Source organism: Oceaniglobus indicus, from assembly GCF_002751875.1.
Taxonomy (GTDB): Bacteria; Pseudomonadota; Alphaproteobacteria; order Rhodobacterales; family Rhodobacteraceae; genus Oceaniglobus; species Oceaniglobus indicus.
Genome location: NZ_NMZM01000001.1, coordinates 255,125 through 274,925, shown reverse-complemented (window position 1 = coordinate 274,925; position 19,801 = coordinate 255,125). Strand labels below are relative to the sequence as shown.

Genomic DNA, 19,801 nt, shown 5'->3' with positions numbered 1-19,801 from the left:
GTGTGGGCCTTGACGTCGGAGTGCCGATGTAGGGCGGAACCGCGACAGTTACCAGTCCGGCCGATCAGCCCCCGGCGCGCCGCGCGATGGCGGCGGCGATCATCGCGTCGAAATCGGCCGGGGTGCGCACGTCGCGCACCTGGTCGGCGGTGACGCTGACGCCCCAGTTGCGGGCCATGGTGGCATAGCGCGGCTGGCGGTGGGCCAGGGCGCGCGCATAGGTCCAGCGCACGAAGGCATCGGGATCGACGCGATCTTCGGCCACGTCATGGGTGCGCAGGTATTCGGCCCACTCCTCGGCCAGAACCTCGGGGCGATAATACATCGGCTTGGGCGCGCGATCGAACCGGCGCACCAGGGCGGCGGTGTGGGCCTCGCTGCCCTCGATCCACACCGGCAGGACGGCGTCGGACAGAACGCTCATCACCGGGTCATCGGGGTCATCGGGGTTCACAACCTCGCAGATCGACCCGCCGGTGTCGCAGACGAAATGCGCGTAGCCATAGAGATTACCGGCGCGGTCGATGAAATGCACGGTGTCCAGCAGCGCGGCGATTTCCGCCGTGCGGTGCTGATCCTGCCGGCGCATGTATTCGTCAAAGGGCAGACCGCCCTTTGCCGGATCGCCCGGCTTGCCCAGATAGGTGGACAGCGGTGCGAGGTTGTCGAAGGTGATGTTGGAAGCGACATAGATCGAGTCGGTCAACAGCAGCTCGCGCAGCAACGGCACCTTCATCGCCTCGCGCTTGAAGTTGTCGGCGATGTGTTCGCCCATGTACCGCGTGCCGATCCGGTAATCGACGGAATAGTGGAACCAGTCGCCCGATCCGCGCAGGATGTTGGCGAGGTAGGTCTTGCCCAGCCCGGACATGCCGAACAGCATCACCCGCTTGGCGGGCGCGTCGAGATAGGCCGCTTCGGTATCGTAGATCATCGGCCCCTCCGCCAGTTTGCGGCCTCGTGTTAGCGTCGGTTGGCGCGATTGCCTAGGGGGATTGCGGGCGCAGCGCGCGGTGGCGGGGTTTTCGATTCAGGATCACCAGCCCGCTGGCCAGAAGCGCAAATCCGACATAGGCCGAGGGGCGCAGCGTCTCACCCAGGAAGACCGCGCCCAGCACGATGGCGATCGGGGCGACCATCAGCGTGCACAGCATCAGGTTGCCCGCCCCCGCCATGGCCTGCACCCGGAAATAGACGACATAGGCCAGTGCGGTGGCGACCACCGAATAATACGCTACGGCCAGCAGGGTGGCCGGCGCCAGGCGCAGGGTCATCGGCCCGTCGATCACGAAGGCCGCGGGCACCATCACCAGGGCAGACGCGCCCAGCATGCCGGCGGCAGCCACCAGCGGGTGCAGCCCGCCGAAGTTGCGCCGCCCCCAGGCGCTGGCTAGGGCATAGCTGAAGGTGCCGCCCAGCACGGCCAGTTGCGCAAGCGATCGGATGTCGAACTGCGCCAGCGCGTCCAGACCGATGGCCGTCGCCACCCCGGCAAACCCCAGCGTGACACCGATGGCGCGGCGCGCGGTCAGCCGTTCGTCGGCAAAGACCGCCGCCGCCACCACCACGCCGAACACGGCGGTCGAGGCGTTCAGGATCGACGTCAGGCCGGTCGAGATGTGCAACTGTCCCCATGCCATCAGGCCGAAGGGGATCACGTTGTTCAGCAACCCCATCACCAGGAAGGCGCCCCAGATCCGCGGATCGCGCGGCAGCGGCAGGCGGCGCACCAGGACGACGCCCCACAGGATCACGGCCGCCCAAAGGACGCGGTGCGCCACGACACTGACCACCGACAGTTCGTTCAGCGCGACCCGGATCGACAGGAACGAGCCGCCCCAGATCATCGCCAGGATCAGCAGTTCGCCCCAGGCGCGCCGGGATAGGGATTTTTGTTCAACCATGGCGCCCTGTTAGCAGGGGCCGGGGCCAAGGGCGATCCGGATTTTGCGGTTTCATCCCGCGCCGCCCCGGACATGAAAACGGCCCCGGCAGGATCTGCGGGGCCGCTTGGCGCAGTGTGGCGCGCTCAGAACTTATAGGCGACCTTGAAACCGTAGGCGACGGCGTGGTTGTCGCGGAACGACGAAAACTGCGTGCCCGCCGGGAACGGCAGCGGCGCTTCGGTGGTGGTGTCGCCCAGATCGATATAGCGCGCGCCGGCCGTGATCTCGAACGCGTCCTGTTCGTAGGTTACGGCGAAGCCGATGGATTTCTGCCCGTCGGTCGGCCCGAGGTTGCCCGAGAATCCGCCCATGCTGTCTTCATAGCTGGCAAAGACCGCGCCCGACCAGTTTGGCGTGAAGCGACGTCCGATGCCCAGCGTCCAGGTCACGGTGTCGTCGTTGTATTTCACCAACGGCCGCCCGGTCGTCGCGACATAGCCGACCGGGGCAAGGTTGAATTCCGTCCAGTCGACATAACGGACCGAGCCGAACAACAAAGTGTCCTTGGCGACGCCACTCTGGAATTCGAGGTTCACGGATTGCGGAATCTCGACGTCCATCGGGATCGACACCGCGCCGTTTTCCTTGATCGGGAAGGTATGCTTGATGGCCGAGTTGTAGGTCAGCGCGACGCGCAGCGCGATTTCGGGCTTTTCATAGGCCGCCCCGACGACATAGCCGTAATCCGTCTCTTTCGGCACGTTCAGGGTGTAGCCCTGGAACAGCTTGACGTCGCCGCCGGTGCGCAGGGCGCGCAATCCGCCGAAGACCGAGAAGTTGTGGTTGAAACGATACTTGGCCAACGCGGTGACGGCGGTGCTGTCCAGCGATGCGGTCGATCCGCCGAAGGCAAACGCCGATCCGCCATAGAGATAGCCGGTGTCGGGGCGATAGAAGATGTCGGCGCCGATGGGCTGGTCGATGATCAGGGCCAGGTCGACCATGTCGTTGACCGCATATTTCATCCCGAAGCTGAGGTTGGTGTAGTCTTCGGTCATGCCGCCCGAATTGGCACCGGGCACAGAACCGGGCAACACTGCGCTGGCGTTCACCGATTGCGTGCCGCTCACGTGGGGCGAGACGTTGGAGAAGTTCAGCTCGACGTAATTTCCCGTCTCGTAGAGGATCATCGCCGATTGCGTCGTGCGTTCGACGCCGGCCGCGAATGCGCCGCCAGCACAAAGTGAAATTGCGGATGAGGCGAGGACTGCGAGCTTCATGATGTTCCTCCCGAGAACGTGAGCGTCCCCCAGCCATAGATTTCGCAACCATGCCCGGTCAATTTTGACCCCGCGTCACCCGCGATATCCTGACGCGCCGTCACTTTCGCGTCACACCTTGCGGTTGCGCGCCTCGCTCCAGATATTGAAGTAATTGGCGCCGAAAATCACCACCGCACCGACCAGAACCCAGATGTCCAGCGGTTCGCCATACAACGCCATGCCGACCGCCGCGATGACGGGCAGGCGCAGGAAATCGAAGGGCATGACGACGGTGGCGGGCGCAATGCTCAGCGCTTTGGTCAGGCAGAAATGCGCCACCAGGCCGGACAGCCCCACCAGAAGAACCCAATGCATCACGCGCAGCGGGGGCAGGGTGACCTGTCCGTCGTAACCGGCGCAGATCATCCCGAAAACCGCCTGCATCACCGTCAGCCAGAACAGGATGCAGGTGATCGACTGATCGCGTGTCAGCATCTTAGTGAAGATGGCCGATCCGGCAAAGCCGATCGACGCCAGAGCCGCCGCCGCGATGCCGGGATCGAAGTGGTCGATCGCCGGACGCGCGACGATCAGGATGCCGACGAACCCCAGAAGCGCACAGCCGAAGCGGGTTTTCGTCAGACGCTCGCTCAGGAAGAACGGCGCGGCCAGCGCGACCCACAGCGGGGATGAAAACTCCAACGCGAACACCTGCGCCAGCGGCAGCAGCGTGATGGCGAACAGCCACAGGTTCTGGCCGGTGAAATGGCTGAGGTTGCGAATCAGATGCAACCCCAGGCGGTCGCGCTTGATCTGGTTCAGGGTGCCGGAAAACAGCGCCACGCCGATCACGACAAGCACGCCGACGAACGACCGGTATGTCATGATCTCGAACGTATCCAGATCGGCCGACAACCCGCGGGCCGCGACGGCCATGGTCGAGAACGACGCGATCGAACCGGCGACCCACATCGCGGCTTTCAACGGTTGCGGTTCGTCGACGCCCTGTGCCGGTGCTGCGGTCGCGCGGATCGTGGCCGCACTGGGGGTGTTCTGGGCGCCCATGTCGGAGTCTCCCGTCCTACCGGGAAGGCCCGGCGTTAGATGATGTCTGGATCGCACGTCATGGCGACGCCGGCATGGACCGGCCCCGCGCGTTCGATGTCCCGCCGTTCGTGACGGTAAGGGTCACGGGGCGGCGGCTTCTCCATTTCAGTTCACGGCCGGTGACAGCGTCGCCCAGCGCAGCTTCGATCGGGGTCGAAGGCCGGATGAGTAAGACCGTCGATCCCCTGTCAGTTAACTATCCCCAAGCGGCGGGGTTCATCAAGCCCGTGAAACCGGGACGGGCGCTGTGCCGGGCACCGCGCCCCGCAGGCCCCGGTCACGTGCTGCGGTCGGCCGGCGCTTGGGTTTCATCCTCGATCCAGGTTTTCGCGGCCACGGCCCGCGGCAGGCCGAGGGGGCCGATGGCCAGCAGCGCCACCTGCGTCAGCGCGCCGGCCTCGATGCCTTCGGACCGAGCGCGCCGGCTGTGCGAATGCACGGCCCCTTCGGATCCGGCACCGATGGCAAGGGCAAGCTTGATCAGCCGCTTCTCGCGATCGTTCAGCGGCCCTGCGTCGGCGCAGGCCTTGCCAAGGCTGGAATAGGCGTCCCAGACGTCGGGGTGCTGGTTGGCAAGATCACCGGCGGCGCCGGGCATCGATTTGGTCATGGTGCGATCCTCATGTTGAATAATCGTCGATAAGCGGGTTCGGCTTGGCGTATCGGGCCAGCCCTTGGGGGTCGGTGATGGTGATATGGCTTCCTTCGACCTTGACACCATGGGGTTCCAGCGCGCGGAACGCCCGGCTGAGGTTTTCGGGCGTCATCCCCAGGAACGACGCCAGGCGCTTCTTTTCCGTCGTCAGATCGAAATCGGGCGCGCCGCGGGTCCGGCTTTGACGCAACAGGTAATTGGCGAGACGTTCCAGGGACGTGCGCAGCTTCAGATCCTTCGTGTTCTTCACGACGGTGCGATAGCTGTTGGCCAGTTCGGCCGCGATCGCGGTGGCAAAGGCCGTATCGGCCGCGAACATTCGCCGGACATCCTGCGAGGGGATCAGCGCAATGCGGCTTTTCTCGAGCGTGCGCGCCGACATCAGATAGGGCAGGTCGGAGATGCTGGCGGCCAGGATGAAGGTCGACACCGGCCTGACGGTGGCCATGCTGGTCTCGCGGCGGTTCCACTGCGAAAACAGGTCGACCGCGCCGGACAGCACGACGTGCAGGAAATCGGCCGGTTCGTTTTCATGGATCAGATCGATGCGCGGCGGGAAGTTCTGGACATAGGTGCCGCGCATGAGGGCCTTGAAATTGACGTCGCCCATGGTCGCAAACAACGCCAGACCGCGAACTTCCTCACCTTGCGAGTCACTCATGCCTGCGTCTGCCTGTCGTTTGCCCCGGCGTCGAGCGTAGCATCTGAAATTGATAATAATCAAGCATCGATTTAATGCCTGCGCCCTGCCGGCTTGACCTCGAAGCCTGCCGTGGATGATGCAATTTCCACGTGCATTTATTTAACGGCTCAATTTCGACAGCTTGATCCAGATCAACCACCTTCGCGCTGAAAACCGGCACCTGATGACGGCAACCCCGGAAGGGGAATCCGTTTGCACAAACGCAGGAGCGCGAACCATGGCCAGCACCGGAACCGTCCGGACATCAGACCAGAACAGGGCCCTCGGGCTCAGCACCATTGCATTTACGGCATGTTTCGCGGTCTGGACCATTTTTTCGATCATCGGTGTCGGCATCAAGGCCGAACTGAACCTGAGCGAGGCACAATTCGGCCTGCTGGTCGCGACGCCGATTCTGACCGGTTCGGTCACGCGGCTGTTCCTCGGCGTCTGGACCGAGAAATACGGCGGACGCATCGTGTTCTCGGCACAGATGCTGTTGACGGCGCTGGCGGTCTGGGCGCTGACCTTCGCCTCGACCTATATCATGTATCTGATCGCCGCGCTTGGCATCGGCCTTGCGGGCGGTTCGTTCATCATCGGTGTGGCCTATGTCTCGCGCTGGTTCGATGCGGGGCACCAGGGCACGGCCCTGGGGATTTTCGGCGCCGGCAACGTCGGGGCCGCGGTCACCAAGTTCCTCGCGCCCTTCGTCATGGTGGCCTATGGCTGGCATGGCGTGGCCCATGTCTGGGCGTTCGCGCTGGCGGTGATGGCCGTCGTCTTCTACGTTTTCGCCAAGGACGATCCGGCCCTGGTCGCACGCCGTGAAAGCGGCGCGAAGGGGCCCAGCCTGGGCGAACAGTTCGCGCCGCTGGCCAATCTCCAGGTCTGGCGTTTCTCGCTCTATTATTTCTTCGTGTTCGGCGCCTTCGTGGCGCTGGCACTGTGGATGCCGCACTATCTGATCGACGTTTACGGCCTGGACGTGCGGCTGGCCGGTATCGCTGCGGCGTCGTTCTCGCTGTCGGCGTCTGTGTTCCGGGCCTATGGCGGTGCGTTGTCCGACCGGGTCGGTGCGCGGACGGTGATGTACTGGTGCTTCGGCTTCAGCCTGATCCTGCTTCTGATGCTGTCCTATCCGCCCACCGACTATGTCATCCAGGGCAAGGACGGCCCGATCGCCTTTTCGACGCAACTGAGCGTTTGGCCCTTCATCCTGGTCCTGTTCGTGCTGGGCTTCTTCATGAGCCTCGGCAAGGCGGCCGTGTTCAAGCATATCCCGGTCTATTACCCCAACCACGTGGGTGCGGTCGGTGGTCTTGTCGGCATGATCGGCGGTCTTGGCGGTTTCATCCTGCCGATCGTCTTTGGCGCGCTGCTTGATCTGACCGGCATCTATACCAGCTGTTTCGCCTTGCTGTTCGGCATCGTGGCGGTGTCGCTGGCGTGGATGCACATGTCGGTGCGCACGATGGAGCGCGCGCAACAGGGCGACGCGCTGGATCAACTGCCCGAACTGCCCGAAATGCAGCCGATCCACGTTCCGGGGCGCACCGTCGCACCGCGCAACCTGGTCGAATGGAAGCCCGAGGATCCGACGTTCTGGGCCGAAAAGGGCAAGTCCGTCGCCCGCCGCAACCTGTGGATCTCGATCCCCGCGCTGCTGCTGGCGTTCTCGGTCTGGATGGTCTGGTCGATGGTGGTGGCACGCCTGCCGGCCATCGGGTTCGACTTTGCCGAGGATCAGCTGTTCTGGCTGGCCGCCTTGCCGGGCCTGTCGGGCGCGACCCTTCGCATCTTCTATAGCTTCATGGTGCCGATATTCGGCGGGCGGTTGTGGACGACCCTGTCGACCGCGTCGCTGCTTCTGCCGGCGATCGGCATCGGGTATGCGGTGCAGAACCCCGATACCCCGTATCTGATCTTCCTGACGCTGGCGCTTCTGTGCGGTCTGGGTGGCGGCAACTTCGCATCGTCCATGGCCAACATCGCGTTCTTCTTTCCGAAGGCGGAAAAGGGCAATGCCCTGGCGTTGAACGCGGGCCTTGGCAACCTCGGCGTGTCGGTGATGCAGTTCTTCGTGCCGATCGTCATCACCATGGGCGTCTTCGGTGCCATGGGCGGTGAGCCGGTCACGCTGGACAATGGCGCGCAGCTCTGGATGCAGAACGCCGGGTTCGTCTGGGTTCCGTTCATCATCGCGGCGACCATCGCGGCTTGGGTCGGCATGAACGACATCGCCGATGCCAAGGCCAGCTTCCGGGATCAGGCGATCATCTTCAGCCGCTTCCACAACTGGATCATGTGCATCCTCTATACCGGCACCTTCGGCAGCTTCATCGGCTATTCCGCGGGCTTCCCGCTGCTGACCAAGCTGATGTTCCCCGAAGTGAACGCGCTGCAATACGTGTTCCTCGGGCCGCTCGTCGGCGCGCTCAGCCGGGCCGGGACGGGGTGGGTCAGTGACCGCTTCGGCGGCGGACGGGTCACTTTCTGGACCTTCATTGGCATGATCATCGCGGTCTTCGGCGTCATTACCTTCCTGCCTTCGGGCGGAACCGGTGGCAGCTTCCTGGGCTTCTTTGCCTGCTTCATGGCGCTGTTCTTCCTGACCGGGGTCGGCAACGCGTCGACCTTCCAGATGATCCCCGCGATCATGGGACGGGAAGTGCCGCGCCTGATGCCGGAACTGGACGCCGCCGCCAGCCGCAGGCAGGGCGAGCGTGAAAGCGCCGCGATCATCGCCTTCACCTCGGCCATCGCCGCCTATGGCGCCTTCTTCATCCCGAAGGCCTATGGCAGCTCGATCGCGATGACCGGCTCACCTGTGGGCGCGCTTTGGGGCTTTCTCATCTTCTATGCGATCTGCCTCGTGCTGACCTGGGTCTACTACACCCGGCCGGGCGGACTTCTGCATGACATCGAACGTGGTCGCGGCGCAGCCGTCGCTGCCCAACCCGCGGATTAAGAAAGGAAACGACATGAGCCATTTGCTGGACAGACTGAACTTCCTCCAGTCCAATGAACTGGAGACGTTCTCGGACGGGCACGGTCAGGTAACGCGCGAGAACCGCGATTGGGAAGATACCTATCGCAACCGCTGGCGCCACGACAAGATCGTGCGCTCGACCCACGGCGTGAACTGCACCGGATCCTGCAGCTGGAAGATCTATGTGAAATCCGGGATCGTCACCTGGGAGACACAGCAGACCGACTATCCGCGCACCCGCCCCGATCTGCCCAACCACGAGCCGCGCGGTTGCGCCCGTGGCGCCAGCTACAGCTGGTATCTCTATTCCGCGAACCGGGTGAAGAACCCGCTGGTGCGCGGCCGGCTGATGAAGGTATGGCGCGAGCTGCGTCAAACCATGGATCCGATCGCCGCCTGGACCAAGCTTCAGTCCGATCCGATCCTGCGCGCCTCCTATGTCGAAACCCGGGGCAAGGGCGGCTTCGTGCGCGCCACCTGGGACGAGGCGACCGAGATCACGGCCGCCGCCAACGCCTATACCGCCAAGACCTATGGTCCCGACCGGGTCTTCGGCTTCTCGCCGATCCCGGCCATGTCGATGGTCAGCTATGCCGCCGGTTCGCGGTATCTGAGCCTGATGGGCGGCGTGTGCATGTCGTTCTACGACTGGTATTGCGACCTGCCGCCGGCCTCGCCCATGACCTGGGGCGAACAGACCGACGTGCCGGAAAGCGCCGACTGGTACAACGCCGGCTATCTTCTGCTGTGGGGGTCGAACGTGCCCCAGACGCGGACGCCCGATGCGCATTTCTATACCGAAGCGCGCTACAAGGGGACCAAGTCGGCCGTCGTCAGCCCGGACTATTCCGAAGCGGCGAAGTTCGGCGACGTCTGGCTGAATGCCCGCCAAGGCACCGATGCGGCGCTGGCGATGGCCTTCGGCCACGTCATCCTGCGCGAGTTCCACCTGGACAAGCAGACCCCGTATTTCGAGGATTACACGCGCAAGTATTCCGACTTCCCGATGCTGGTGAAGCTGGACGAACAGAACGGCCGCCTTGTGCCGGGACGTTTCCTGCGCGCCGACGATCTGGACGGCAAGCTGGGCGAAACCAACAACCCCGAATGGAAGACCGTCGCGTTCGACGAGATCACCAACGCGTTGGTGTCGCCCAACGGGTCGGTCGGATACCGTTGGGGCGAGGACGGGGAATGGAACCTCGAGGAAAAGGCGAATGACGCCGAGACGCGCCTGAAGCTGAGCCTGGTTCTGGACGAAGACCGTGACGATGTGGTCGGCGTCGATTTCCCGTATTTCGGTGGCCAGACGTTCGGTCAGTTCCAGACCGATGCCAAGCATCCCGACGTCCTGACCCGCAACGTGCCCGTCAAGCGGATCACCACGCCCGAGGGCGAGATCGCGGTGGCGACGGTGTTCGATTTGTTCTGTGCCAACTATGGTCTCGACCGGGGTCTGGGCGGCGAATGGGTCACGGCCGATTTCGCCGACGACATGCCCGGCACGCCGGCATGGGCCGAGAAGATCACCGGCGTGAAGGCCGACAAGATCATCCATGTCGCCCGCGAATTCGCCGGCAACGCGGAAAAGACCAACGGCAAGTCGATGGTCATCATGGGGGCCGGTATCAACCACTGGTACCACATGGACATGAACTATCGCGGGATCATCAACATGTTGGTGATGTGCGGTTGCGTCGGACAATCCGGCGGCGGCTGGGCGCACTATGTCGGCCAGGAAAAGCTGCGGCCGCAGACCGGCTGGGTGCCCTTGGCCTTCGGCCTGGACTGGTGCCGTCCGCCGCGTCACATGAACGCGACCTCGGCGTGGTATGCCCACACCGACCAATGGCGTTACGAGACGCTGAAGGCCGACGAGATCCTGTCGCCCACGGCGCCCGCCGGCGACTGGGACGCCAGCATGATCGACTACAACATCCGGGCCGAGCGCATGGGCTGGCTGCCGTCGGCGCCCCAGTTCAAGACCAACCCGCTTGAGGTGGCGAAGGCGGCGAAGGCGGCGGACAAGGATATCCCGGCCTATGTGGTCGAGAACCTGAAGTCCGGCGATCTGGAAATGTCGTGCGAGGATCCGGACAACCCGGCCAACTGGCCGCGCAACCTGTTCGTGTGGCGCTCGAACCTGCTGGGGTCCAGCGGCAAGGGGCACGAATACTTCCTCAAGCATCTGCTGGGTGCCGACAACGGCGTCATGGGCCAGGATCTGGCCGAGGAAGGCGGACAATTGCCCAAGGAGGCCAAGTGGCACAAGGATGCGCCGCGCGGCAAGCTGGACCTGCTGGTGACCATCGACTTCCGCATGTCCACCACCTGTGTCTATTCCGACATCGTTCTGCCGACCGCCAGTTGGTATGAAAAGGACGACATGAACACGTCGGACATGCACCCGTTCATCCACCCGCTGCAGGCGGCTGTCGATCCGGCCTATGAAAGCAAGTCGGACTGGGAAATCTTCAAGGCGATCGCCAAGAAGCTGCAGGAAGTCACCCCGGGATACCTGGGCAAGGAGACCGACATCGTCGCGCTGCCGATCCTGCACGACACGCCGGCCGAGATCGCACAGGATCAGGTCAAGGACTGGAAGAAGGGCGAGTGCGAGCTGATCCCCGGCAAGACCGCTCCGGCCTTCGTGGTGGTCGAGCGTGACTATGGCGCGATCTACGACCAGTACACCGCGCTTGGTCCGCTTCTGGACAAGCTGGGCAATGGCGGCAAGGGCATCAACTGGGACACCCAGGAAGAGATCGACAACCTGTCGGCGCTGAACGGCGTGCAACTTGACGGCTCGGCCGCCGGACGGCCAAAGATAGACACGGCCATCGATGCCTGCGAAGTCATCCTGATGCTGGCGCCCGAGACGAACGGCAACGTCGCCGTGAAGGCGTGGGAAGCACTGGGCAAGGCCACCGGGCGTGAACACGCCCACCTGGCCGAGGGCGAGCATGGCAACAAGATCCGGTTCCGCGACATCGCCGCGCAACCGCGCAAGATCATCTCGTCCCCCACGTGGTCGGGCATCGAAAGCGAGAAGGTCAGCTATAACGCGGGCTATACCAACGTTCACGAGCTGATCCCGTGGCGCACCCTGACGGGCCGCCAACAGCTGTATCAGGATCACCTGTGGATGCGGGCGTTCGGCGAAGGGTTCATGTCCTACCGGCCCCCGGTGGATCTGAAGACGATCACCAAGGCCGTGCAGGACGAAGGCGATACCCTGGTTCTGAACTTCATCACGCCGCACCAGAAATGGGGCATCCACTCGACCTATACCGACAACCTGCTGATGTTGACGATGAACCGCGGCGGACCGGTGGTCTGGATTTCCGAGGTTGACGCCAAATCCGCCGGTATCGTCGATAACGACTGGATCGAGGTGTATAACATCAACGGTGCCCTCACGGCGCGGGCGGTGGTGTCACAGCGGATCAAGGAAGGGTCGACCTTCATGTATCACGCCCAGGAAAAGATCGTGAACACACCCGGATCGGAAAAGACCGGCAACCGCGGCGGCATCCACAACTCGGTCACGCGGACGGTCCTGAAACCGACCCACATGATCGGCGGCTATGCCCAGCAATCCTATGGTTTCAACTATTACGGAACCGTGGGGGCGAACCGGGACGAATTCGTCGTCGTCCGCAAGATGAAGAAAATCGATTGGCTCGATTCCGAAAAGGCATGGAAGCCGACCGCTCAGGAGGCAGCAGAATGAAAGTACGCGCACAAATCGGCATGGTGCTGAACCTCGATAAATGTATCGGGTGCCACACCTGTTCCATCACCTGCAAGAACGTGTGGACCAGCCGCGAAGGTGTTGAATACGCATGGTTCAACAACGTCGAAAGCAAGCCGGGCCTGGGGTATCCCACGGACTGGGAGAACCAGGCACGCTGGAACGGCGGCTGGGAACGCACCAAGGCGGGCAAGCTGCACCCGAAACAGGGGTCGAAGTGGCGGATCCTGGCGAACATCTTCGCCAACCCGTCGCTGCCCGAGATCGACGATTACTATGAACCCTTCGATTTCGATTACGACCACCTGAAATCCGCGCCGGAAATGGAGGCGTTCCCGACGGCGCGCCCCCGCTCGAAGATCACCGGCGAGCGGATGCAGAAGATCGAGAAGGGCCCGAACTGGGAAGAGATCCTGGGCGGCGAATTCTCGAAGCGGTCCGCGGACTACAACTTTGAAGGGATCGAAAAGCAGATCTACGGGGAATACGAGAATACATTCATGATGTATCTGCCCCGGCTGTGCGAACACTGCCTGAACCCGACCTGCGTGTCGTCGTGCCCGTCGGGCGCGATCTACAAGCGCGAGGAAGACGGTATCGTGCTGATCGACCAGGAGAAGTGCCGCGGCTGGCGGATGTGCGTCAGCGGCTGCCCCTACAAGAAGATCTATTACAACTGGTCTTCCGGCAAGTCCGAGAAATGCACGCTCTGCTATCCGCGCATCGAATCGGGCAACCCGACCGTGTGTTCGGAAACCTGTGTCGGGCGGATCCGGTATCTGGGCGTCATGCTGTATGATGCCGACAAGATCGCCGAAGCCGCCAGCGTCGAGAACACCCAGGATCTCTATGATGCACAGCTTGGCGTTTTCCTCGACCCCCGCGACCCCGAGGTGATCGCGGCGGCCCGCGCCGACGGCATCCCCGAGGACTGGATCAAGGGCGCACAGGAAAGCCCGATCTGGAAGATGGCGATGGACTGGAAGGTGGCGTTCCCGCTGCACCCGGAATACCGCACGCTTCCGATGGTGTGGTACATCCCGCCGCTGTCGCCGATCCAGAACGCGGCCGAAGCGGGCGCGATCGGCATGAACGGCGACATGCCGGACGTGAAGAACCTGCGCATCCCGGTGAAGTATCTCGCCAACATGCTGACCGCGGGCGACGAGGCACCCGTTGTCACGGCGCTGGAGCGGATGCTGGCGATGCGCTCGTACATGCGCTCCAAGACCGTGGACGGCGTAATCGACGAAGGCATCGCAGAACGGGTCGGCCTGACCGGGCGCATGATCGAGGACATGTACAAGATCATGGCGCTGGCCGATTACGAGGACCGTTTCGTGATCCCGACGACCCACCGCGAGCAGGTCGAGGATGCCTATGACCTGAAGGGCGGCTGCGGCTTCACCGACAGCAACGGCTGTTCGACCGGCGTCTCGAAGGGGTCGCTGTTCGGCGGATCGAAAAGACCACTCAAGATGCCGACGGAGGCGCACTGATATGGACCGCACACTGAAAGCGTTTTCCCTGATCCTCAGCTATCCGACGCGCGAACTGCAGCAGGCGATGCCCGAAATCGGCGCAGTCCTGGCTTCGGACACGCGGCTGACAGCCGCCGCCCGACGGGCCTTGCGCCCGCTGGTCGACGACCTGACCCAGCGCGACATCTATGAGCTTCAGGAAGCCTTTGTCATGCTGTTCGACCGGTCCCGCACCCTGTCGCTGAACCTGTTCGAACACGTGCACGGCGAAAGCCGTGACCGGGGCGGCGCGATGGTTTCGCTGGTCGAGACCTATCGCGAGAGCGGCTTTGATCCGGCAACCTCGGAACTGCCCGATCACCTGCCGGTGCTTCTGGAATTCCTGGCGACGCGCCCGTTTGCCGAAGCGCGCGACACCCTGGCCGATGCCGGCCACATCTTCGAGGCGCTGAACACCCGGCTAGCCCGGCGTGAAAGCCATTACGGCGCGGTGTTCGCAGGTCTTCTGCAACTGGCCGGCGGCGTTCAGAACACCGAAGCGGTCGCCGAGATGCTGGCACAGCCCGACGACGACCCCACCGATCTGGAAGCTCTGGACGAGGTCTGGGAGGAAAGCGAGGTGCTGTTCGGCCCCGACCCCAACGCCGGATGCCCGCAGGTGCGCGAGATGCTCTCGCTCATGGACACGCCCGTGAACCCCGCGCCGCGCCAGGCGGCGGAATAGGAAGGAACCGACATGTTATTTTCCAACTTCAGCATCGACTTCTTCATCTTCGGGGTCATGCCGTATATCGCGCTGACCGTTCTGGTGGTGGGCAGCATCGCGCGCTATGAACGCGATCCTTTCACCTGGAAATCCTCGTCCAGCCAGCTTTTGCGTCGCAAACAGCTGGTCTGGGGGTCGATCCTGTTTCACGTCGGCATCATCATCGTGTTCGGCGGTCACCTGATCGGTCTGTTCACGCCGATCTGGGTGCTGGACACGCTGGGTATTCCCTATGCCATGAAACAATGGCTGGCCGTCATCCTGGGTGGCGTTGCGGGCATCGCGGCGCTGATCGGTGCGACCATGCTGATCCATCGCCGCGTCACTGATCCGCGGATCTGGCGCCACACCAGCGTCGCCGACATCGGTATCCTTGTGATGATCTGGGTTCAGCTGTTCGTCGGTCTGGGCACGATCTTCCTGACGCTTCAGCACATGGACGGCGCCGAGATGGTTCGTTTCATGACCTGGAGCCAGAGTGTCGTCACGCTTGAGCTCAACGCATGGGCCGAGGTGATCGATGTGCACTGGATGTACAAGTTCCACATCTTCCTGGGCCTGCTGATCACCATGCTGTTCCCGTTCACCCGGCTGGTGCACATGGTTTCGGGTTTCGCGGCGCCGTTCCGGTATCTGCTGCGCCCCGGCTATCAGCTGGTCCGCTCGCGCCGGCAGAAACCCCTGCCCAAGCGCGGCACGTCCAAAGTAACCCCTGCGGAGTAAGCACGATGAACGCAGCCATGTTCCCCGACCTTGTCGTCAACGGCGAGCTGGTTCCGCACGCAGTGGTCGCCGCGGAAACCCAGAACCAGGAAGCCCCCAAGGGCAAGCCCGGTATCGCATGGCGCAAGGCCGCCAATGCCGTGGCGATCCGCACGCTTCTGTTGCAGGAGGCCCGGTCGCGCGACCTGGTCGCCGAGCAACAGGAAGTCGGCCCCGGCCGCTTTGAAACCGAAGAGGAGGCCCTGATCCGGGGCCTTCTCGAACAGGCGGTGGATGTTTCACCGCCCGCTGACGCCGACGTGCGGGCCGAATGGGAAAAAGACCCCGAACGGTTTCGCGCACCCCCCCTGTGGGAGGCGTCGCACATCCTGTGTGCCTGTGATCCGCGCGATGCGGCGGGACGCGAACAGGCGTTGAAGCGTGCGACGGCTGTGGCCGAATTGCTGGCCCGGAACCCCGAACGCTTTGCCGCCATCGCGGCACAGGAAAGCGAATGCGGCTCGAAGACGTCGGGCGGCGCGCTGGGTCAGCTTGGACCGGGTGACACGGTTCCCGAGTTCGAGGCGGTCCTTCGCAGCCTATCGGAAGGTGAAACCACGGCCGAGCCCGCGCTGACGCGCCATGGCTATCACATCATCCGGCTGGATGCGCTTGCACCAGGACAGGTGCTTCCGTTCGCCTCGGTGCGCGACAAGATCGCCGAGGCCATGGAAAAGGCCGCCTGGGCAAGGCAGGCGCGGCATTTTGTCGATGAACTGGTGAAGGGCGCGGAAATCCAGGGAGCCGACTTCAGCGTGTCCTGAGCGTTGGGAGAGGTCGATGACGCACAAACGCGGCGGGCGCGCGAACCCGGATCGGGGCGGATCGGACAACACCGGCCCGATCGACAACCCGCTGGATTTTCTCGCCCGCGATCATCAGCGTGAACGCGAAGTCTGCGCGGTGATCGACCGGCTGGTCGCAGCCGACCGCGTCCCCGCCGCCGAGCGGCAGATGGTCATCGCCTTTCTGACCAACCGGCTGCCGCACCATCTTGCGGATGAGGAGAACGACCTTTTCCCGATGTTGCGCAACCGCTGCGGCCCCGACGAGGAGATCGGAAACGTCATCGACAAGCTGGAGGCGGATCACCTGCACACCGTGACCGATGCCGCGCGCATCGCCGCGTTCATCGCGAAACAGGGGCAGGGGGATGGCACGTTCCCGGCGCCCGCGCGCACGGCGATGGCCGAATTCGCGACGGATGCGCGGTGTCATCTCATTCTTGAAAACGCTATCATTCTGCCCATTGCCCGGGCCTGCCTGACGGCGGGTGACCTGAACACGATGCGGCGAAACATGCACGAACGGCGTGAACGCGATCGCCGGCAGGAGAATTGAACATGCTAGGCGACCTTCTGAACCGCAACGTGAAATGGTCCGAACAGAAGCACGCGGACGAGCCGGGGTATTTCGCCCGGCTGGCCACCCGGCAATCGCCCGAATTCTTCTGGATCGGCTGTTCGGACAGCCGGGTGCCGGCCAACGTCGTCGCCGGCCTGGATCCGGGCGAGGTGTTCGTGCATCGCAACATCGCCAACGTGATCCACTCGTCCGACATGAACATGCTGTCGGCACTGGAATTCGCCGTCGAGGCGCTGAATATCCGCGAGATCATCATCTGCGGCCACTATGGCTGCGGCGGTGTCCAGGCTGCCACCGAGGATTTGCAGCGCGGGCTGACCGATCACTGGCTGGAACCGATCCGACGACTGGCGCGTGCCTATGCCGTCGATCTGGCACAGACCGAAAACGCCGAAGCGCGCCGCGACCGCCTGGCCGAACTGAACGTGGTCGAAGGTGTCCGCCGGGTTGCCGAGACGCCAATCATTCAACGGGCGTGGAGGAACAACTACGACCTGCGCATCCACGGCCTGGTTTACGGATTGAAGAACGGTCTGCTGCGTGATCTCGATTGCACGGTGGGGCCGGGACATTTTCAGAAGGAGAGTGACCAATGACGCTTCTCACCAGGATCGACGAACTGGGCTGTGGCTGTGGCGCCAGCGATCAGCCCGGCGCGCTGACCACGATCGACGACGCCATCGAGCGGATCAAGGACACCGCCGAAGCGGTCCGCGAAACCCAGGACGTGCCCCTTGCGGCGGCACGCGGTCGCGTGCTGGCCGAACCCGTGCTTGCGCACGCTCCGACGCCACCTTTCGACAATGCGGCAATGGACGGCTATGCGATCAACTCGGCCAGCCTGACCGGCGCCGGCCCCTGGCATCTGCCGGTCACGGCCAGGGTCGCGGCCGGACAGAACACCGCCGAACCGCTGAGCCCGGGATCGGCGGCACGGATCTTCACCGGCGCGCCGATGCCCGACGGCGCCGATGTCGTGCTGGCGCAGGAATCCGTCCAGCGGGGCGAGGCCGAGATCATCGTCACGCACAGGGCCGCATCTGTCACCCATGTCAGGCCGGCGGGCGAGGACATGAAGGCAGGCGACGTGGTGGTGCCCGCCGGCCGGCGGATCACGGCGCGCGATATCGCCGCCTGCGCGGCGGCCGGATGCGCCACGGTGCGTGTGCGCCGCCCTGTGCGCGTGGCGCTGGTCGTCACGGGCGACGAGATCGCGCCGCCGGGGCAGCCGCGCCGCGGGGCGGGCATCTGGGACGTGAACACGCCGATGCTGCGCGCCGCCCTCGACAGTGCCGACCTGGACCTGACCCATGTCGAAACGGCCAGGGACGATCGTGCCGCTCTGCAACGCCAGCTGGGCGATCTGGCGGGGCAGGTGGATCTTGTCATCACGACCGGCGGCATATCGGTGGGCGAGGAAGACCACGTCAAGCCGGCCCTGACCGGGCTTGGCGTCGAGATCGCCTTCAGCGGCGTCGCGATGAAACCGGGAAAGCCGGTGTCCTATGGGCGTCTGGGGCGGGCCTGCTGGCTGGGCCTGCCGGGCAATCCGTTGTCGGCCTTCGTGACCTGGCAGGTGTTCGGGACCGTCCTGTGCCGCCGGCTTACGGGCGATGCATCGTCGCGCGCGCCGCGCCGGAATGTCGTGCTGTCGGGTCCGTTGCAGCACAAGTTCGGACGATGCGAACTGCGGTTGGCGAAAATCCTCGGCTGCGACGGCATGGGGCGCGAGATCGTCGAGGTGGATGAAGCGACCCATTCGGGCCGGGTTGCCGGCCTTCCCACCGCGGATGGCGTCATCCTGATCCCGCGCGAGGCGGAAATGCTGGCGGAAGGGGCGTTGGTCGAATTCCTGCCCTTCGACGCGTGACAGAAGGCACAGAACCATGAAAATCGCCTATACGATGGCACCCGCGCGCGGGGATACCGATCGGCTGTTGTTCGCCGTGGCCGAGGATCTTGCAGCATCGGGATACCGCACCTGCGGCACGGTGCAGATCAACACCGATCGGGGTGAGCAACCCTGTGACATGGATGTCCGCGTGCTTCCCGATGGTCCGGTGCTGCGGATTTCCCAAAGCCTGGGACGGGGCGCCAGGGGATGCCGGCTGGACCCGGCATCGCTGGAGACGGCGGTGGGCCTGGTCGAAGCCGGGTTGAACCACGGCGCGGACATCGTGATCGTCAACAAGTTCGGCAAGCACGAAGCCGAAGGTCGGGGATTTCGCACCATCATCGCGGCCGCGATCGCGCGCGACATTCCTGTGCTGGTGGGGGTCAACGCATTGAACCTCGACGCATTTCTGGCGTTCGTGGGGGCCGAGGCGACCCGGTTGGAACCTTCGAAGGACACCTTGGCCCGCTGGCTTGACACGGCGATGGCCACAACCGGCGAAGCCGCCTGAAACGACAGGCCCGTTACCGGGCGGATGCGGCGACCGCGCTTGGCGATCAGGTCTGCGCGCCCTGGCCGGGGTTTGAGATGATGCCGCGCCGGTAAATGGCGAAGACACGGGGGGCGTCCTGCACGACCAGAGCCATGTCGTTGGCGATCAGCGATTGCATGACGAGACCCTGGATCGTCCCGATGAACAGCGTCGCGGCCGCTTCGCTGTCCAGATCGGCGCGAAGTTCGCCGCGGTCCTTGCCCGCGTCGATCAGATCGTTCACCCGCGCCGTGTATCGCTCCAGCATCGCACGCGCCAGGCGCTTGGCCGGTGTCGTCCTGGCGCCCTGCAATTCGCCGAACATCATGCGCGGCGCACCGGGATGGTCGAACACGAAACCGACGTGCGCCAAAAATATCGCCTCGAGCGTCCCGAGCGGCGAATCGAGGCCATCGGCAGCCTTCTCGAGCCGGGCCATCAGCCGCGCCGCCACCCATTCCATGACCGCCAGCCAGATCGCTTCCTTGTTGGGGAAATGGCGAAACAGCGCGCCCTGCGTCAGGTTCATGTGCTTGGCGATGGCCGCCGTGGTGATCGAATCGGGGTTGGTTCGCCCTGCAAGGTCGATCACCGCTTCGACGGTCACATGGCGCCGCTCTTCGGCGCTGAGGTTTTTTGTCCGACCGCTGTTCATCCACAAAC

At 64.0% G+C, this 19,801-nt stretch carries 17 protein-coding genes; 10 read left to right on the top strand and 7 right to left on the bottom strand.

What is annotated here, in order from left to right; genetic code table 11:
* Window positions 1-64 precede the first annotated feature (64 nt).
* The 6 genes from CFP68_RS01255 to CFP68_RS01230 all read right to left on the bottom strand — a co-directional run bounded on the left by CFP68_RS01255 (window position 65) and on the right by CFP68_RS01230 (window position 5,571).
* A complete protein-coding gene (locus CFP68_RS01255) occupies window positions 65-934 on the bottom strand; it encodes an ATPase (protein WP_099823633.1) in 870 nt (289 codons plus the stop codon).
* 52 nt (window positions 935-986) lie between these two features.
* Window positions 987-1,904, bottom strand: a complete 918-nt coding sequence (locus CFP68_RS01250; protein ID WP_099823630.1) for a DMT family transporter — start codon at window positions 1,902-1,904, stop codon at window positions 987-989.
* Window positions 1,905-2,029: 125 nt separating this feature from the next.
* Entirely contained in the window at window positions 2,030-3,166 is a 1,137-nt protein-coding gene (locus tag CFP68_RS01245) for a hypothetical protein (protein WP_099823628.1), read from the bottom strand.
* Between the two features lie 111 nt (window positions 3,167-3,277).
* Window positions 3,278-4,120, bottom strand: coding sequence for a DMT family transporter (locus tag CFP68_RS01240; RefSeq protein ID WP_241523924.1), 843 nt, complete (start codon window positions 4,118-4,120; stop codon window positions 3,278-3,280).
* 412 nt (window positions 4,121-4,532) lie between these two features.
* Window positions 4,533-4,865: a carboxymuconolactone decarboxylase family protein gene (locus tag CFP68_RS01235; RefSeq protein ID WP_099823624.1), complete on the bottom strand. Its 333-nt coding sequence runs from the start codon at window positions 4,863-4,865 to the stop codon at window positions 4,533-4,535.
* 10 nt (window positions 4,866-4,875) lie between these two features.
* Window positions 4,876-5,571: a helix-turn-helix domain-containing protein gene (locus CFP68_RS01230; protein WP_099823622.1), complete on the bottom strand. Its 696-nt coding sequence runs from the start codon at window positions 5,569-5,571 to the stop codon at window positions 4,876-4,878.
* Between the two features lie 259 nt (window positions 5,572-5,830).
* On the opposite strand from CFP68_RS01230, the gene CFP68_RS18560 reads away from it, so the two are divergent.
* The 10 genes from CFP68_RS18560 to CFP68_RS01180 are packed head-to-tail and all read left to right on the top strand — an operon-like array spanning window position 5,831 to window position 19,117.
* On the top strand, window positions 5,831-8,563 hold the full coding sequence (locus tag CFP68_RS18560; RefSeq protein ID WP_099823620.1) for a nitrate/nitrite transporter: 2,733 nt from the start codon (window positions 5,831-5,833) through the stop codon (window positions 8,561-8,563).
* A gap of 13 nt (window positions 8,564-8,576) precedes the next feature.
* Window positions 8,577-12,317 carry a nitrate reductase subunit alpha gene (locus CFP68_RS01220; RefSeq protein ID WP_099824169.1) on the top strand — a complete coding sequence of 1,247 codons (3,741 nt, stop codon included), beginning with the start codon at window positions 8,577-8,579 and terminating at the stop codon, window positions 12,315-12,317.
* Window positions 12,314-13,837: a nitrate reductase subunit beta gene (gene narH / locus CFP68_RS01215; protein ID WP_099823618.1), complete on the top strand. Its 1,524-nt coding sequence runs from the start codon at window positions 12,314-12,316 to the stop codon at window positions 13,835-13,837. The genes CFP68_RS01220 and narH overlap by 4 nt, the downstream gene beginning before the upstream one ends.
* Window position 13,838: 1 nt before the next feature.
* The gene (gene narJ, locus CFP68_RS01210) at window positions 13,839-14,543 is read left to right on the top strand and encodes a nitrate reductase molybdenum cofactor assembly chaperone (RefSeq protein WP_099823615.1); all 705 of its coding nucleotides are present in this window, start codon (window positions 13,839-13,841) and stop codon (window positions 14,541-14,543) included.
* 12 nt (window positions 14,544-14,555) lie between these two features.
* Window positions 14,556-15,308 (top strand): respiratory nitrate reductase subunit gamma, encoded by a 753-nt coding sequence (gene narI / locus CFP68_RS01205; RefSeq protein ID WP_099823613.1) that lies wholly within the window; start codon window positions 14,556-14,558, stop codon window positions 15,306-15,308.
* A gap of 5 nt (window positions 15,309-15,313) precedes the next feature.
* The gene (locus tag CFP68_RS01200; RefSeq protein WP_099823611.1) at window positions 15,314-16,111 is read left to right on the top strand and encodes a peptidylprolyl isomerase; all 798 of its coding nucleotides are present in this window, start codon (window positions 15,314-15,316) and stop codon (window positions 16,109-16,111) included.
* A gap of 16 nt (window positions 16,112-16,127) precedes the next feature.
* Complete coding sequence (locus tag CFP68_RS01195) at window positions 16,128-16,688, top strand: hemerythrin domain-containing protein (protein WP_099823609.1); 561 nt, start codon at window positions 16,128-16,130, stop codon at window positions 16,686-16,688.
* Between the two features lie 2 nt (window positions 16,689-16,690).
* Window positions 16,691-17,308: a carbonic anhydrase gene (locus tag CFP68_RS01190; RefSeq protein WP_099823606.1), complete on the top strand. Its 618-nt coding sequence runs from the start codon at window positions 16,691-16,693 to the stop codon at window positions 17,306-17,308.
* The gene (locus CFP68_RS01185; protein WP_099823604.1) at window positions 17,305-18,582 is read left to right on the top strand and encodes a molybdopterin molybdotransferase MoeA; all 1,278 of its coding nucleotides are present in this window, start codon (window positions 17,305-17,307) and stop codon (window positions 18,580-18,582) included. Before CFP68_RS01190 ends, CFP68_RS01185 begins: the two co-directional genes overlap by 4 nt.
* A 16-nt stretch (window positions 18,583-18,598) precedes the next feature.
* A complete protein-coding gene (locus CFP68_RS01180; protein WP_099823602.1) occupies window positions 18,599-19,117 on the top strand; it encodes a DUF2478 domain-containing protein in 519 nt (172 codons plus the stop codon).
* A 46-nt stretch (window positions 19,118-19,163) separates the two neighbouring features.
* Here CFP68_RS01180 and CFP68_RS01175 read toward each other — a convergent pair whose 3' ends face one another.
* Complete coding sequence (locus CFP68_RS01175; RefSeq protein WP_099823601.1) at window positions 19,164-19,793, bottom strand: TetR/AcrR family transcriptional regulator; 630 nt, start codon at window positions 19,791-19,793, stop codon at window positions 19,164-19,166.
* Window positions 19,794-19,801: the final 8 nt, after the last annotated feature.